General features: G+C 58.8%; 16 protein-coding genes. 14 read left to right on the forward strand and 2 right to left on the reverse strand.

Annotated elements, in window-relative coordinates; all coding sequences use genetic code 11:
- The first annotated feature begins 34 nt into the window (after positions 1-34).
- The 4 genes from RYA97_RS03825 (at position 35) to RYA97_RS03840 (ending at position 3,703) form a co-directional block, all read left to right on the forward strand.
- Complete coding sequence (locus RYA97_RS03825) at positions 35-1,600, forward strand: ABC transporter substrate-binding protein (RefSeq protein WP_005743663.1); 1,566 nt, start codon at positions 35-37, stop codon at positions 1,598-1,600.
- Between the two features lie 70 nt (positions 1,601-1,670).
- Entirely contained in the window at positions 1,671-2,198 is a 528-nt protein-coding gene (locus tag RYA97_RS03830; protein ID WP_005743664.1) for a CMD domain-containing protein, read from the forward strand.
- The gene (locus RYA97_RS03835) at positions 2,198-2,785 is read left to right on the forward strand and encodes a peroxidase-related enzyme (RefSeq protein ID WP_005743666.1); all 588 of its coding nucleotides are present in this window, start codon (positions 2,198-2,200) and stop codon (positions 2,783-2,785) included. The genes RYA97_RS03830 and RYA97_RS03835 overlap by 1 nt, the downstream gene beginning before the upstream one ends.
- Before the next feature lie 120 nt (positions 2,786-2,905).
- Positions 2,906-3,703: a phosphodiesterase gene (locus RYA97_RS03840; RefSeq protein ID WP_042915739.1), complete on the forward strand. Its 798-nt coding sequence runs from the start codon at positions 2,906-2,908 to the stop codon at positions 3,701-3,703.
- Between the two features lie 31 nt (positions 3,704-3,734).
- Here the strand turns inward: RYA97_RS03840 and RYA97_RS03845 are convergent, their stop codons facing one another.
- A complete protein-coding gene (locus RYA97_RS03845; RefSeq protein WP_004662130.1) occupies positions 3,735-4,070 on the reverse strand; it encodes a DMT family transporter in 336 nt (111 codons plus the stop codon).
- A gap of 24 nt (positions 4,071-4,094) precedes the next feature.
- Positions 4,095-5,210, reverse strand: coding sequence for a type III PLP-dependent enzyme (locus RYA97_RS03850; protein ID WP_316891917.1), 1,116 nt, complete (start codon positions 5,208-5,210; stop codon positions 4,095-4,097).
- A 554-nt stretch (positions 5,211-5,764) separates the two neighbouring features.
- Between RYA97_RS03850 and RYA97_RS03855 the strand changes: the two genes are divergently transcribed.
- Genes RYA97_RS03855 through RYA97_RS03900 form a run of 10 tightly spaced genes read left to right on the forward strand, consistent with a single transcriptional unit; the run spans position 5,765 to position 15,541 of the window.
- Positions 5,765-6,835 (forward strand): DUF6001 family protein, encoded by a 1,071-nt coding sequence (locus tag RYA97_RS03855; RefSeq protein ID WP_029240931.1) that lies wholly within the window; start codon positions 5,765-5,767, stop codon positions 6,833-6,835.
- On the forward strand, positions 6,832-7,389 hold the full coding sequence (locus RYA97_RS03860; RefSeq protein ID WP_057404708.1) for a DUF6031 family protein: 558 nt from the start codon (positions 6,832-6,834) through the stop codon (positions 7,387-7,389). Before RYA97_RS03855 ends, RYA97_RS03860 begins: the two co-directional genes overlap by 4 nt.
- Positions 7,386-8,642 carry an aspartate aminotransferase family protein gene (locus RYA97_RS03865; RefSeq protein WP_316891918.1) on the forward strand — a complete coding sequence of 419 codons (1,257 nt, stop codon included), beginning with the start codon at positions 7,386-7,388 and terminating at the stop codon, positions 8,640-8,642. The genes RYA97_RS03860 and RYA97_RS03865 overlap by 4 nt, the downstream gene beginning before the upstream one ends.
- A 12-nt stretch (positions 8,643-8,654) precedes the next feature.
- On the forward strand, positions 8,655-9,122 hold the full coding sequence (locus RYA97_RS03870) for a type II toxin-antitoxin system RatA family toxin (RefSeq protein ID WP_005732080.1): 468 nt from the start codon (positions 8,655-8,657) through the stop codon (positions 9,120-9,122).
- A 1-nt stretch (position 9,123) separates the two neighbouring features.
- Entirely contained in the window at positions 9,124-10,233 is a 1,110-nt protein-coding gene (locus RYA97_RS03875; protein ID WP_316891919.1) for an SDR family oxidoreductase, read from the forward strand.
- A gap of 34 nt (positions 10,234-10,267) precedes the next feature.
- Positions 10,268-11,284 carry a fatty acid desaturase family protein gene (locus RYA97_RS03880; RefSeq protein WP_316891920.1) on the forward strand — a complete coding sequence of 339 codons (1,017 nt, stop codon included), beginning with the start codon at positions 10,268-10,270 and terminating at the stop codon, positions 11,282-11,284.
- A gap of 4 nt (positions 11,285-11,288) precedes the next feature.
- Positions 11,289-11,801 carry a dCTP deaminase domain-containing protein gene (locus RYA97_RS03885; RefSeq protein ID WP_004667600.1) on the forward strand — a complete coding sequence of 171 codons (513 nt, stop codon included), beginning with the start codon at positions 11,289-11,291 and terminating at the stop codon, positions 11,799-11,801.
- A 2-nt stretch (positions 11,802-11,803) separates the two neighbouring features.
- On the forward strand, positions 11,804-12,481 hold the full coding sequence (gene dcd / locus RYA97_RS03890; protein ID WP_316891921.1) for a dCTP deaminase: 678 nt from the start codon (positions 11,804-11,806) through the stop codon (positions 12,479-12,481).
- Positions 12,471-14,366, forward strand: coding sequence for a PEP/pyruvate-binding domain-containing protein (locus RYA97_RS03895; RefSeq protein WP_316891922.1), 1,896 nt, complete (start codon positions 12,471-12,473; stop codon positions 14,364-14,366). Before dcd ends, RYA97_RS03895 begins: the two co-directional genes overlap by 11 nt.
- A complete protein-coding gene (locus tag RYA97_RS03900; RefSeq protein ID WP_005743676.1) occupies positions 14,363-15,541 on the forward strand; it encodes a hypothetical protein in 1,179 nt (392 codons plus the stop codon). Before RYA97_RS03895 ends, RYA97_RS03900 begins: the two co-directional genes overlap by 4 nt.
- Positions 15,542-15,550: the final 9 nt, after the last annotated feature.

The raw sequence follows: 15,550 nt of genomic DNA on the forward strand, positions 1-15,550 counted from the left end.
GTCACCCTCTGCCATTGCGTACAAGGAATCACCCATGAAACCACTCGTTCGTTCGTTGTTAGCGTCGGCCCTCGTTCTGGCCGCTGGCAGTGTCTCGGCGCAGGACTTGCGTATCGGTTATGCCGACCCGGTATCGTCGCTCGATCCGCAGCTCAACAACTATGCCGGCGACCGTTCGGTGGCGCTGCATGCCTTTGAATCGCTGGTCAGCCGCCGCGATGACAAGACCCTGCCGGGCCTCGCCAAAAGCTGGAAGGTCGTGGACGACACCACTTGGGAATTTGCCCTGCGCGATGACGTGAAATGGCAGGACGGCACGCCGCTGACCGCCGACGATCTGGTCTTCTCCTTCGAGCGCGCCCGCAGCGTACCCGGCAGTGTCGCGTCTTATGCAGGTGCCATGCGCACCGTTGAATCGGTCAAGGCCAAGGATGAGCACACGCTGATCATCAAGACTCGTCTGCCTAACGCCAACCTGCTGCCGGACGTCGATTCGATCTACATTGTCAGCCGCCATGCAGGTGCGACCGCCAGCAGCGCCGATTACAACTCGGGCAAGGCCATGATCGGCACCGGCCCTTACCGGTTTGTCTCATTCGTGCCGGGTGATCGCACGATCTTTGCCCGTAACGACAGCTACTGGGGCGCGAAACCAACCTGGGACAAGGTTGATTTTCGCTTCATCGCCAACGCCGCCAACCGTACTGCGGCCTTGCTGGCGGGTGATGTGGACGTGATCGACAAGGTGTCGCCCACCGATGTAGAGCGCCTGCGCAAAACGCCGAGTGTCAATGTCTTCGCCTATCAGGGCCTGCGTGCGCTGATCATTCAACCGAGCTTCCGTGCCGGACCGAATGAGTTCATTCGTGACAACGCAGGCAAGCCGCTGGCCGAAAACCCGCTGCTGGATGTGCGGGTGCGCAAGGCGCTGTCCCTGGCGATCAACCGCCCGGCCATCAATGAACGCATCATGCAAGGCACCGTCACCGAGGCCAATCAATGGATGCCGGCCAATACGTTCGGTTACAACCCGCAGATCAAGAACATTCCCTATGACGTCAAACAGGCCAAGGATCTGCTGGCGCAGGCAGGCTTTCCCGAAGGCTTCCAACTGACTGTGCATGTGCCAGGCGACCGTTATCCGCAGGCACCGGAGGTCATGCAGGCGGTGGCGCAATTCTGGACGCGGATCGGCGTCAAGGTCCAGCTGGAGGTATTGCCGTGGGCTGTGTACGCGGGCAAGGCCAACAAGAATGAACTCGCGATCAGTGTGATTGCCTGGGGCAACGGGACTGGCGAAGCGGCATATGCCCTGACCAACATTCTGACCACGGTCGACAGCAGCAAGGGGCAGGGCGCGTCCAACTGGGGGCATTACAGCAATCCGCTGGTAGACAAGGCACTGGCTGATTCGACCGCCGAATTCGACGAGGCCAAACGGCGCAAGATTCTTCAGGACTCGGTTCAGGTGGTCAGCGACGACGTCGGCATCATCCCGCTGTTCCACTACCAGAACATCTGGGCGGCGCGCAAAGGCCTGAAGGTCGAGCCGCTGGTCAGTGACCGCACGGCGGCAACCATGGTTACCGAACAGCCTTGATCTCCTTTCATTCACGTGCCGCTTCTTGAAGCGGCTGCGCGCATGCAACCACAGCATTGCAGGACCTGTCATGACATCGACCACTGAACATTCGACGCCTCCGGACACTCTGGATAGTCTGTTGGGCATCGCGCCAGCCAGCCCGTTGCACGCAATTCGGCATGCGCGGGACAAGGTCGCACTGGCGACCCAGGGTAGTCAGGATTTGTTTTTTGCCCCGACGCTGGAGCACAACCTGTCGTTGAACGAGCGTCTCTGGGTTGCCTATTACGCGACCCTGCTGAGTCTGCAACCGACCCTCAGCGAGCATTATCTTTCGCAATTGCAGGCGACTGGCGCGCAGGCAAGCGTACTGGCCGATGTGAGCGCCAGCCGAATCGACCTGCTGGAGGACCCGCGCCTGGCTGCGATCCTGCGCTTTACCCGCACCCTGATCGAGTCTCCGGTACACGGTGATCAGAGCGCGTTGCAGGCGCTGCAAAAACAGGGCCTGAGCACCGCTGAAATAGTGGTGCTGGCGCAACTGATCGCATTCCTGTCCTACCAGGTGCGTCTGGCCGCAGGGCTGGGTGCGTTAAAGTCTGCCGGAGCAGCCTGATGAGCGAACTGATTGAAATTGAAGGCTTCACCAATCAGGTACTGGGCTGGAAAGCCTGGCTGCCAACCGTGGACCTGAACAGCGCGACCGCCGGGCAGGTTGCGGTGCTTGAAGAAAGCCATCCGCAGGCCAAGACCTCGGATTACTACCTGACCCTGGCACATCACCCTGACATCCTTCGTCAGCGCTCACAGGCGTTCAACGCGATCATGTACGCACCGGGTGGCCTGTCGCGCGCCGAGCGGGAGCTGGCGAGCACTGTCGTGTCGCGGATCAACCGCTGCGTCTATTGCGCGTCAGTGCACGCGCAACGCTTCGAACAACTGGCCAAGCGCAATGATGTTATCGCCCAGGTATTTGCCGACCCCCATACGGCAGGTACGACCGCGCGTGAAAAAGCCATCGTGCAGTTCGCCATCGACCTGACGCTCGAGCCGGCCTCGCTCAACGCCGGGCATATCAATGCACTGCGCGAGCAAGGGCTGGACGATGCGCAGGTGCTGGACCTGATTCACGCTATCTCGATATTCGCGTGGGCCAATCGGCTCATGCTCAATCTGGGAGAACCAGTGTTTCCCGAGGTTTAAAGACTGCGGTGTTCTCAATCGCTGCCGCGCTTCAGTAATGGCCGGGGCGAAGTCTGGCCCGGTCGTTGCAGGTTCGCTGTACTAGTGGATAAGCGACCTGGTCACGATTGAGGTAACGGAATGCTGATAGCGCACATTTCTGACACGCATGTACGACCCAGAGGGCTACTCTATCAAGGCGTTGTCGATTCGAATGCAATGCTGGCGGCTGCCGTCGACACGATAAACGCCCTGGATCCGCCGCCTGATCTGATTCTGTTCAGCGGTGATCTGGTGGACGAGGGGCGACCCGAGGAGTACGCAATGGCCCGAGAGCTGCTGCAGCCGCTGCGCCAGAGGCTTTTGATGATACCGGGCAACCATGATCATCGGCAGAACCTGCGTAATGCCTTCCCGGAGCACGATTACTTCATCAATGAGGAAAACTGCAGCTTCGTCGACTCAGGTTCCGCGCCGATGCGCATTATCGGGCTGGATATCAGCGTGCCCGAACAGCATCACGGCGATATGACCGATACTGCCACCCAATGGCTGGATCGCATACTGGCGCTGGAGCCTGACAAACCGACGCTGATCATGATGCATCAGCCGCCGTTTTCAAGTGGCATTCACTGCATCGACGCCTATCGCTGTGAAAGGGGCGAGCGGCTGGCCGAGGTGGTCTCCAGATACCCGGCTGTCGAGCGAATCGTTTGCGGTCATATTCATCGTTTCATGCAGCTGCGCTTTGGCGGCACGCTGATGTGCACGGCCCCGAGCACGACGACGGCCATTGCCTTGCAACTGCGCCCGGATGCTGCCGACGCTTCCTATGTCGAGCCTCCCGCGCTGTTGCTGCACCACTGGAAGGCCGACACCGGTCTTATTACCCACTGGGTGCCAATAGGCCGTTTCGAGGGGCCTTTTGACTTCGCTTGAACCGACATATGAGCCTGGCAACCATGCGCTGTCAGGCCACTTGTTCCTTGGCCAGATTGACCAGAATGATGCCCGCGATGATCAGGCCGATACCGCTCACGGCCATTAACGTGGGCACCTGTTGATAGCGAAACGCGGCAATGACAGTGATCAGCGTAATGCCCAACCCTGACCACATGGAGGTGATCAGGGACATGGGCAAGTCCCGTTGTGCATACCCCAGGCAGACGATTCCGAGCCCGTAGCCCGCGATAGAGGCAATAACCGGGACCCAACGGGTAAACCCGTTACTTTCTTTCAGTGCGATGGTCGCCACTGTTTCAGCGACAATTCCTGCAAGCAGGAACAAATAGGCTTTTATGAGCATGGCGGCAGATCGCTTTTCAGGCATTCAGGAAGGGAGAGAAATGATGCGGTCGGCGTAAAACCCGTTGAACGGGGTGCGCAGGGACACCGAGTAAGCGCCGGTCGATTGGAATTCCAGCCAGTCGCTTTCCCTGATATCGCTGGCGAGCGAGTAGGGGAAGGCCAGGCGATCCATGCTGTCGCAGGTGGGGCCGAAGATATTGAACGTGTTTTCCGCAGCACCGGTGTAAGGGGTGCCTTCTCGCCACACGCGTGCGGGAAATTGCAGCCACTGCTGGGCTGAGAGCAAACCGCCAAAAATACCGGCACCACAAAAAACGCTCTGCTCGCGTCTTGAAAGCACCCGTGCAAATAGCGACATGCCGCCGTAGACCAGACCACGACCCGCTTCGCAGATCAGGTTCAGGTCCTTCAGTGTCGGGCTGGTCTGGATATGGTCGCAGACTCTGCCAACCAGGTCTGGCGTGTTACCCATGGAGTTCAGGTAATTACCCGGAAACCCGCCACCGATATCCAGGTGCCTGACGTGCTCGGCGGTGTCGCGCACAATGGCATCGGCGTCATTGAGGGCCGCGAGCCACGGGCCGTCTTCAAGGGCTTGCGAACCGACATGAAATGACAGCCCGAGTGACCAGTCGGTGCTGGACGCCACTTGATGCACCAGTTGCGTCGCTAACACCGGACTTGCCCCGAATTTTCCTCTGAGATCATAAACCGCCGTCGACTCGGAGGGTGCGTAGCGCACGAACAGGCTGATCGTGCTGTCGCGCTCGGGCAACACGTCCCGCAACTTCGAGAGTTCCTCCTCACTGTCGAGCACAAATGAACGCACGCCATACCGATAGTAGGCCTCGTGCAGGCAATGGCGCGATTTCACTGGGTTCATCAGGTATTGAACTGCGTTGGGCAGGGTGTTGTGTACCGTCTGCACCTCTGCAAGCGACGCCACGTCAAAATGATTGATACCGCCTTGGCTCAAGGCTTCAAGTACCTGCACAAGTGGATTGGCCTTCATTGCATACAGCACGGTACCTGGAAAACAGCCACTGAATTGCTGCGCATTCCGGGTGATCCAGCGCGGGTCAACGGTATAGAAGGTGTCGTTGGTGTCGTCGGCTAATTGTGCAAGAAGTGTGTCCACGTTGAACTTCCCTGGCTTCGAAGTGTGAGCAGAGCTTGAGCAAGCTTCGTGCCACTGCTTTATCAGACGGCTGAACAAACTTAACGGCAGTGATCTAATAAACATGTATACAAGACGATAAGCCAAAACAGTGCGATTTCGACGCTATCGAGTCGGCGTGGTGCATTTGCTTACGTGCCCTGAAACAATAAACATGGATAGCACTTTGCTACTTTTAAAAGTGGCTTATACATAATTCGATACATATATTAAAGTTGTCATGTTTCGAAATCTTGCTTAAAAAAGTCAGTTAATTTAAAGGCTTGCCGATCTTTCAGTCACATTTCAGGCCGGCGTCGGCGATTAGCTGGCACCTTGCCAATACACGATGATCAATAACGGTGGCACGCCACTTGCTGGGTACAACATCGTGAAGTAATGGGGGCTTGTTCCATTGCGTCAGCGCTCGCGTTAACGACGACAAAGTAATTCATGGTCATGGATCAGGCAGGGGGTTGCTCGGCAAGCCGAATAGCAGCCCCAATGAAGTCACCGTTATCGAGTGGAAGGTGTACATGGATTTTCGTGCTTTTTATTCAGGCAACGCCCTGCAGTTTCTGGCCTCGCGCCAACTTGCTTTTTCTGAACTGGAAGAGGTTGTAAAACGCCAGTATGCCGATGCACAACTGGCGCTGATCAGCAGCTCTCCCGTACATGGCATCGCTAATGCGGCCAGTGATATAGACCTGATATGTGTGACCGATGATCGGCAGTCCGATCAATCGATGGCCTCGCAGATTTACCACAATGAACACCATATGGAAGTGGTGGCATTTGCCCGCGAAGAAGTTCACAACGCGTTCTCCCAACTGGCGACGGACGCACACAAAACTACCGCACAGAAACTCGTTGCGTTCAAGCAGTGGGACAAGCAGCAGGCGGTATCGCGAAAGTACCTGGAGCGCCTGGTCTGCGCGGTGTCGACCGATCAGTCGCTTCCTTATCTGGACAGTCAGAAGGACTTGAGTTCGATCTGGTCGGTGGCAGCGTTCGACGACTTCCGCCAGAGCGCCTGCTTTTCAGTGCTGGCCTGGCGCAGTGGCGAATACCGCGCGGCCGCCGCCTATGCCTGCAACGCCGCACTGTTTCTGATGAACGCGACGCTGGCCAGCCACGGCTGGGTCAATTCCAATCGCAAGTGGACACTCCTGCGATGGGACCGCGCGCTCAACCGGCACGGCATGCTGAATGACGACGGCCTTGTCCGTGCCATCGGGCAGCTGTGGCAACGCGCCTATCCTGCCTGCCGCAATGGATTGCAGGGGGCAGGCCTCATGCAATTGTGTGAATTGACCCAGCTCGCCGAGCAAACCTTTGCCTGTGAAGCGGACTATGCCGCGTTAAAACCAGGTATCGAGCGTTCCGCCGCCAGTGCGTTTTTGCCGGGGGTCGACTTTGTGCTCACCGACGATCAACAGGCGACGCTATTGGCACGTCTGGATGTGCCAGAGCTGTCCAGCACCCGCCCGATCGATCTTGCCGAGCAATCACCTGAGGCTGCCGCCTGTCTTCTGCGCGCTGCGCGTGCCGGACTCGTCAGCTTCTCACTCAAGGATCACAACCCGATGCAGGGAGCACACGCATGACTGCAATTTCAGCACAGGCAGCCGGTCGCCAGTGGTTTCCCCGGCTGAGTGGCGGCTATGTATACCCGGCAGGGCCTTACGCGCAAAAGCTGATATCGGTGGCCTGGTTGCTGATGACCGAGCTTGAAGCCTATCTGGAGGACCTCGAAGGCGCGGCGAACGAGCCTCAAGTGGTGGATGCGCTGAGAATCAAGCTGGCTGAATTGATGGTCGACATTGACTGCCGACTCGCCGGTGCCGACACCCCGAACGAGTTGCACCAGTTCGCCTTGTTCAGTGAATACGGGCTCACAGACGTCATTGCTCACTCCGGGCCAGTCGCCGTCGAATGGCTGGGCGTCCCCACAGATACCGATGCCGACCGCAGTGATGAGGCGAGCCGGTTGATCGAGCTGTTCAAGGAAGTTCTGCAGGCCTTTCCCGGAAAGCTGTTCAACCCGTTGCTGCCGGGTACTCAGGGCCAGGTCCTGCGGACCCTGCGTGACTGGGACCGCTCCTGCCGCCTGGCAGGACGCGATGCTGCCTTTCTGGCTCCTTTGATGAGGTCTCTATGAACAGTCATGTCATGACCGCGCCTGCAAGTGTGCCGGTGCGCAAATCATCGTTTGTCGAGCGTTACGGGGCGGTTTTCGGCCGCGAGCAAGGCCTGATGCTGCGAATGGCAGGGCTTACCGCAGCCGAGCACTCGGCCCAGGGTTCGTGGATAACCGATGACACCGGCCGGCGCTGGCTGGACTTTGGTTCATTCGGGCTGCATCTGCTGGGCCATCGGCACCCCGCGGTGGTCGCTGCTCTGACGCGGCAAGTGACGTCGCTGGGCCTTTCCAGTCGGATATTGGCCAACGAACCCAGCCTCAGCGCAGCCGAGCGCCTGGTGGCCTGTATCGGTCGGCCGGGCAATGGCGTGCTGTACGGCAACAGCGGTTCGGAGGTCATCGAAGCGGCGCTCAAACTGGTGCGCATGCAGACCGGCAAGCGGCGAATCATCGCGTTGACTCATGCTTATCACGGGCGCACGAGTGGCGCGCTGGCGGTCAGCTATGGCTACAGGGGGCACGCCTCGCTGATGCATGCCGAAGATGTGGTGTTCATCGATGCCGGTGATCTGGACGCTGCACGCAAGACACTGGCAGAAGGCGATATTGCAGCGGTCATCGCCGAGCCTGTTCAGGGAGAGGGCGGAATCAGGCCGGTGGACCTGAGCTTTCTGGGAGAACTTGCCGGGCTATGCCGCGAGCATGACGCGTTCATGATTCATGACGAGATTCAGTCAGGTCTGGGGCGCAGTGGTTCGTTGGTTTGCGGCGCGCCAGCCGACATCATCGTGTTCGGCAAAACCCTGGGCGGTGGCGTGTTCCCGGTTGCCGCCGCCATTTACGACAGCAGTCGGTTCGGCGCGCCCGCGCGTGATCCTGTCGTGCATGCCTCGTCCTATGCGGGCAGCGCCCTGGCCGGGGCAGTGGTCAACGCGGTGCTCGACGTGGTTAGCGATCCCGCATTCTGCGAACGCGTCAATGAGCTTGGGCAAGTGGCCATGGAAATCCTGCGCAAACGTCTGCAGGACTGCCCGGCAGTGGCTGAAGTACGCGGTAGTGGCCTGATGATCGGTGTGGAGTTCACCTCCAGCAACTATGTGGCGCAGACCCTGATCGAGGCCGCACACCGCAACGTGCTGCTGGCTTTCTGCCTGAGCGCAACCCGGGTACTGCGGGTTTATCCCGACGCGACCATCACCCGGGACGACCTCGAACAGGGCATCAACAGTTTCTGTGATGCCGTCGATGCGGCCTATCGTTCCATCCAATGACGGAGAGTTCCTATGCCTGATGTATCAACCAGTGTGCTTCTTGGTGACTTCGAGCCTGGCGAAGTGTGGCCGATCCTCTCGGACTTCGCCCGCTATCCCGACTTCATGAGTGATGTGCTGGAGGTGATCGTTCACCCCCGGCAGAGTGAATATGTCTCCAGTACATGGCGCGTGCTGATCAATGGCAGCGAGCTGACCTGGACCGAGCAGGACTGGCTGGTGACCAACGAGCGCATCGAGTTCAAGCAGACCGATGGCGACCTTGAGGTATGGTACGGCGAGTGGCTGCTGATACAACGCGCCGATGGCTTGCATGTGGACCTGAATGTCACCTTCGACCTTGGCATCCCGTCGCTGGCCGAGGTTTTGCACCCCATAGGCGAACGAGCGATTCGCGCCAATAACATCCAGATGCTCGACGGTATACGCAATCAATTGCTCGCTCGCCGTCATCAGCGGGTTGCGGCAGGGGGCTGTTGATATGCGTTCGACACTGATCATTACCGGTGCCAGCGGCGCACTGGGCTCCTGGTTCGTGCGCGACTGGCTCAGTCAGCATCCGGAGTCGCATGTCATAGCCTTGTGTCGTTCCGGGCAAGCTGCCAGTCGCTGCCTGCAAGACCTGCAAGTGGACAGCCGCTCGCGGCTTGAGTGCCGTATCGCCGACCTTACCGACGCCGCTTCCCTGAATGCGCTGGCGGACACCATGCCAGCCATCGAGAGCGCCACGGCAGTCCACCTCGCTGCCGATGTGGCCTGGGACAAGACGTTCGAAGAGATGCATGAGCTGAATGTCGAAGGTGCGCAGCTGTTCTGCGGTTTTGTCCAGAAACTGGTGCGCAAGCCTCACTTTATCTACGTGTCCACGGCTTTCACGCAGTGTGAAGGCTGGACCTATCGCAACGGTTATGAGGAAAGCAAGGCCGCTGCGGAGCGGGGTTTACGTGAAACCTTCGGCAGGCAAATGCCGATTTCCGTGTTCAGTTGCAGTCTGGTCATCGGCGCTACGAGCGACGGCGCAATCAGCCGTTTTCATGGGCTGTATCCGTTGATCCGCTTCATCAATACCTTTTCACCACCGTTTCTGGTCGGCAACCGCCAGGGGCTGTTTGACCTGGTGCCTATCGACTGGGTGGTCGACGAATTGATCCACCTGGTCAGTCATTGCGTGGCAGGTGGCGACGCGCGCGAGGTCGTGGCATCGGCAGGGGATGCGCGGCTGCCTTATGAGCAGGTGATCCGCATCATCGAGTCGCGTGTCGACCGGGCGCGCCAGGCAGCAGGCGTTGCGCCGCTTACCCCGGCACCGATCCTGCGCAGTCGGCAATGGGCGTTCCTCAAGCGCTCGCTGGTTGCATGGCGGCCGGAGGGTATTTCAACCAGAGATTTCCGCTATTTCGAGCGCTTGTTACAGATCTACGGCGTGTACGCCGAAAGCGATCTGGTCAGGCCACCGTTGAATGTCCGGCACCCGGCACCCAGCGCAGAAATATTTTTACCCAGAGCGGTGGATTACTGGCTGGCTCATGCGCCCGATGCGCGGCTCAGCCTCGACAGGCTTGTCGCGAAGTCAGCGGCAATGCACGGCTAGCAGGCCCTTTCAACGATTGAACGGGAGATGAAAGATGGAAGACACAATCGAACTCGACACGATGGACAGTGGCGCTTACGACCGACGCTCCGAGCGCGCTACGTTGGCACGTGACAACCTGTCACTGACCTCGGATCTCAAGCAACTCAGCAACTGGCGGCAGGCATTGCAGATAGGCGTGCAGTGGGCGGTGATTGTCGCTGCTATTACCTTGGCCGAGATCAGCGACTCGACGCTGGTTTATCTGATCGCCGTAGTAGTCATTGCGACGCGACAGCACGCGTTGCTGGTACTCATGCACGACGCGGCGCATTTGCTGATCAGCCGTGATAAGCGGCGCAACGACCTGATCTCCAACGTCTTTCTGACGTTTCCTCTGACATTGAGCACGTCACGTTATCGGGCTCACCATATTGCCCATCACAAGCACCTTAATACGCCTGCCGACCCGGACTACGCCGATGCGTTCGCACCGCCAAGTTCGATGTTGTTCTGGCAGGCCTTGCTGCGCGACATCAGCGGGTTGTCGACCCTGCAATCGTTACGCACGATGGACAGTTTCAGCGTGATCGGGCTTTTCACCAGCCCTTCGCCCGCGACCCGCACCGAGCGCTATCAGGCTTTGGCTTTTTATGCCTGTGCAGTGCTGCTCATCAGCGCTTTCAGTGCCTGGCCGGGCGTGCTGTTGTACTGGCTGGCACCGCTGGTGTTCTTTCTTCCGCCGATTCTGCGCATTCGCAGTCTGTCGGAGCATGCCGGGCTCTCGACCCGGAGCGTGAAGCGCGATGCACGCAGCGTCAGCCCGGGCTGGCTGGAACGAGCGTTGTTTGCACCGTGCAATATCAACAGGCACTGGGAGCACCACCTTTTTCAACAGGTGCCCAGCTATCACCTGGGCACCTTGTCCCGACGCCTTGCTCAGCGCCTGCCAGGCTCGGCCGCCGCCTGCAACACCGAAGGCTATCTTTGGGGCGCGCGCAGCATGCGGGCCGAATTGTACGGTGCGAACGGGCAGGCACGCGCCGTGGCGTCTCTGGATCAGGAGGCTTGAACCCATGATGCTGACCGGTTCTGAAATAGTGAAAATGCGCGAGGTCGGCAGTGTCGTCATCGAGCCATTCGACCCCATTCATGTCGAGGTCAATTCCTACGGCTGTCACCTGGCGGATCTGCTTCTGGAGTACCGCAGCGACCGCATCGATCCTCACGGGGAGCTGGAGGTGGTCGAGCATCATATTCCGCCCGAAGGCTTTGTGTTGTACCCCAACCGCTTTTACCTGGGCGCCACGGCCGAGCAGATCGGCGGTATTGATTTTGCCAGTGAGCTTTACGCCAACGTTTCCACCGCCTCCTGTGGCGTTTTCATTCAGACCAGTGCGCCGCTCGGCCACACCGGCGCGGCCATCAGCTGGACCCTGGAGATCGTCGTTACCCAGCCGGTGCGGGTCTATGCCGGCACCAAAGTGGCCAAGGTCTGCTTCTGGGCAAACTTCGGCCTGACCACCTGTTATGCGGGACGCTACTTGGGCTCCAAGAGCACCGTGCCCTCGAAAATCATTCTGGATTGACCATGATACTGACCGGTAGTGAAATCGAAAATCGTGTGCGTTCGGGTGAAATCGTCATCAGTCCTTTTTCCCATGAGAACGTCAATCCCAACAGCTACAACTTCCGCCTGCATGACCAGATGAAGGTCTACGAGGACGATGTGATCGATGTGCGCACCGAGGCGTCCACCCGAACCATCGAAATCGGCCCGGAAGGCTATGAATTGCAGCCGATGAAGCTGTACCTGGCTTCAACCATAGAAACCATGGGCAGCACCCATTTCGTACCCACTTATGCGGCGCGTTCCTCGATTGCAAGACTGGGGATGTTCATCAACCTGTCGGCCCCACTGGGCGACATTGGTTTCGTCGGACGTTGGACCTTGCAGTTGTATGCGTTGAACCGCATCCGCGTTTACCCTGGCATGAACATCGGTCAGATGATGTTCTGGAACGTCAAAGGCGATATCGAGCTGTATTCCGGGAAGTACCAAGGCGCGACCGAAGCCTTTGCGTCACGCATATTCATGGATTTCGAAAAGACGCCACGCCCACAGCCACTGGTGGTGCCCAATCTTGCGCCGTTTCCGGTTCTGGCAGCCCAGGAGGACGTTGATGCAGTCCCGGATGCACTGGCCAGTGGGCCCGCTCGGAGAACCACTGACCTTCCACTGATAGCAGGAGGCCGTCGTGTCCAGTAAATACTCAACCCTGCAACAGCTTGCCGATACATTGCCGGTGCCGCCCCTGAGCGCACTGGACGATGCAGACTACCGCGTGCTCTGGCACGACTTCGCAGACCGCAAGCAGGCTATTGAAGACACGTTGAAAACCGTGCGCATCACCGCAGGTGCCTTCCTTGACGAACACATGGACAGAATCGCCCGGCTGGCCGAGTTTGAATGGAGTGAGGCTGCCGACAGCCATCTCCAGGCGCTGCTTGAGCAAGCGGGCTTTGATGCCGGCAGCGAACTTGCCGTACGTTCTTCGGCGAATATCGAAGATGGTAATCAGCACAGTTTTGCCGGGATTTTCAGCACACACCTTTCGGTGCAGGGGCTGCAAGCGCTCAAGACGGCGGTGCTCGATGTATGGCGCTCCGGAGTTTCCCGCCAGGCCATTCTGGAACGCTTGCGAGCGTCGATGCTGGAAACGCCGGTAGAGATGACGGTGATCGTGCAGCGCATGGTCAAGGCCCGCTTCGCAGGCGTAGCCTTCAGCCATGATCCGTTGAGCGGGGAGGCAGTAACGCTGATTGAAACCGTCGCATCGCTGGGCGAAGCGATGGTCTCCGGGGTAGAGAAGGGCATGTCGGCGCGGGTCAGCGACCAGCAATTACTGGGTTGTGACCCCGCGCTGGAGCCTCACAAGGCGTTGCTGCTGGAGGTGGCGACACTGGCTGCCAATGCATCTGCGGCGCTGGGGCTGCCCGCCGATATCGAGTGGGCGGCGGATGACCAGAAACTCTGGCTGCTCCAGGCAAGGCCCGTCACCAGCCTGCGCGAAGCACGCAGCCTGGAGCCGGTCCTTGAATGGGCCGAACTGTATATCGCCAGTGATGATGCGCTGATGGATTTCCGGCCATTGCCTGCCTTTGCGCAGTATTTTCGAAGCAAGCGCCGCCCGCTGGCGTTGTTCGCGCAAACCCACGGCGTTTCTGCGGGCCAGGCGCTGTTGGTCAAGGCAAACCGTCAGGGACTGGTCGAGCCGGCAATGAGCCAGGTGCTTTTGGACCGACTCAATACCGATCAGGTCGTGCTGGACTTCTCCGATCAGGTACGCCAGCAGATCCTTGAGCGCGGCGCATTGCTTGAACGACTGCTTGAGCTCAGTGATGAGCGTGTTGTGTGTTTTGTGGTCCGCGAGTTTCTGAAAGGTGAAACAGGGCTCATCACTCAGGCGTGCGATGACGGCTCGACGACCTGCGAATGGTCATCGGAAGGCTTGCTGGCGATCAATCGCGGCATCGCCGGGACGCAACGCGCCCGGCTGGTAGCGCACGACCCGACTGGCCCGGCAGATGCCCTGCAATTGCACAGCATTACTCACGCCGCCGACGAACTGTTGGGCTCGGTGCAACTGGAGTGGGTGAGGGCCGGGCAGCAGTTGCACCTGATTGATTTCTCGCCGTTGTCGACGTTCGTGCAGGTAGAGGACTCAACGGAGATCCGCCTGATTTCTCCAGGTTATGCCGACGGGCCGGTGGTTGTAGTGACTGCCGGGCGGCAGCTGGAAGAATTGAGTATCTCGGCCACCGTGTCGATCAATTCGATCCCCACGTCCAGCTCTCTGGGGGCTGAACTGGAGGAGCTTGAGCGACAACTGCGTGCTCATGACGGACAAGCCATTGTCGTCTCGCCACGCCCCTACGCGGCACTGGCGGCGTTGCTGCCGTTCGCACGCGGTTTTGTCTTCGAGCAGGCGTCCATGCTTTGTCATCTTTCGATCCTCTTGCGTGAACACGGCATACCTGCCGTGGAGTCCGAGGCGCTGTATCAACAGGGTCTTGCCGGACAACGGATCACTTTCAGTCAGAGCCCGAAGGCGCTGCCTCACGCTGTCAACGAAGTAAGGGAGCTACAATGACTACGGATATTTCACTGCTGTTCTTCGATCCGCACACCCTCAACGGCAGCCTTGATTCTGCGCTGGTTGCAATAGTCGACACAGAGGCTGCGCGGGCCCGTCACTCGGACAACGGTCTGTTCATTCCCAGTGGTACGTTGCATGCGCAGTGGCTTTCCAACGCTCATCACACCCATGTGCCGATGCCGATGAAGGACTTCGACTTTCAAGTCTTCAATGCCGGGCAGCGCAAGCGTACGCAAGACAGTCGTTCACGCATGCATGTGCTGGACCCGACGCTTCACCGTCGGCCGTCCGATCAGGCGCTGATGGCCACTCTGGCGGTGACGCATCACCTCGGTAAATGCAGCGTTTATCACTATATCCATGAAGGCGAAGCCGGTGCCTTGTTCCTGCACCTGATGGATGTCGAACCGGTAGAACGTGCTTCCTGGAGGGCCTGGCAACGTTTGGCCAGATCCGCCGCGGCGCGCGTGGCCGCTTCGCAACCGATGCTCAGCGACGACTGCTGGTACGTGCGCTGGCGCCCGGAAATGGAGCTGGAACGTAAATTCACCTCGTTTCAGATACCTGACATGTGGCAGTTGTCCACCGCGATGCACAAAGCGTTCGGAGAGGGCGCTTTCAAGGACCTGGTGCTGGAAATCGACCGTGACTTTCAAACCTACGATTATGAATCGCACATTTTCGAAGTGACGGGCGACCCGCTCGAAACCGGTTACATCTCGTTTATTCCTCAGGCTGACGGGCTGATGGCGGTCAAGCGCAAATGGTTTCTCGAAAACGCCGAGTTGCGCCGTGAGGACTTCAACACCGATCAGCCGGTAGCGTTTGCCGATATCGAAAATCACGCCCGCTCGATGACCTCGGCAAATCTGCGTCGGCTCAAGCCGTTCAGGCGTACTAGGATCGACATCAATTTCGAATCGCTGAGGACCGGCAATGGTTTTGGCGCGTATTTCGATGTCTGCCGCATGGTTGACGGCAGCGCAGAGTTTGCTCAGGTCGAGGTCGAGTATTGCCGCAGCAGGACATTGCACACGCTGCGTGAAGTTGAAGAAGACTTTGAAACCGTATCCAACGTGATGCGCGATTTTCTGGCGGAGCGAAACCTGCCGTTTCAGCAGGATCTCTATTCGAAACTCGACTTTGCCCGTGAGGCGAGTCGGCTCTGAATTCACTTT

Source organism: Pseudomonas syringae group sp. 26L6 (assembly GCF_032587815.1).
Classification (GTDB): domain Bacteria; phylum Pseudomonadota; class Gammaproteobacteria; order Pseudomonadales; family Pseudomonadaceae; genus Aquipseudomonas; species Aquipseudomonas amygdali.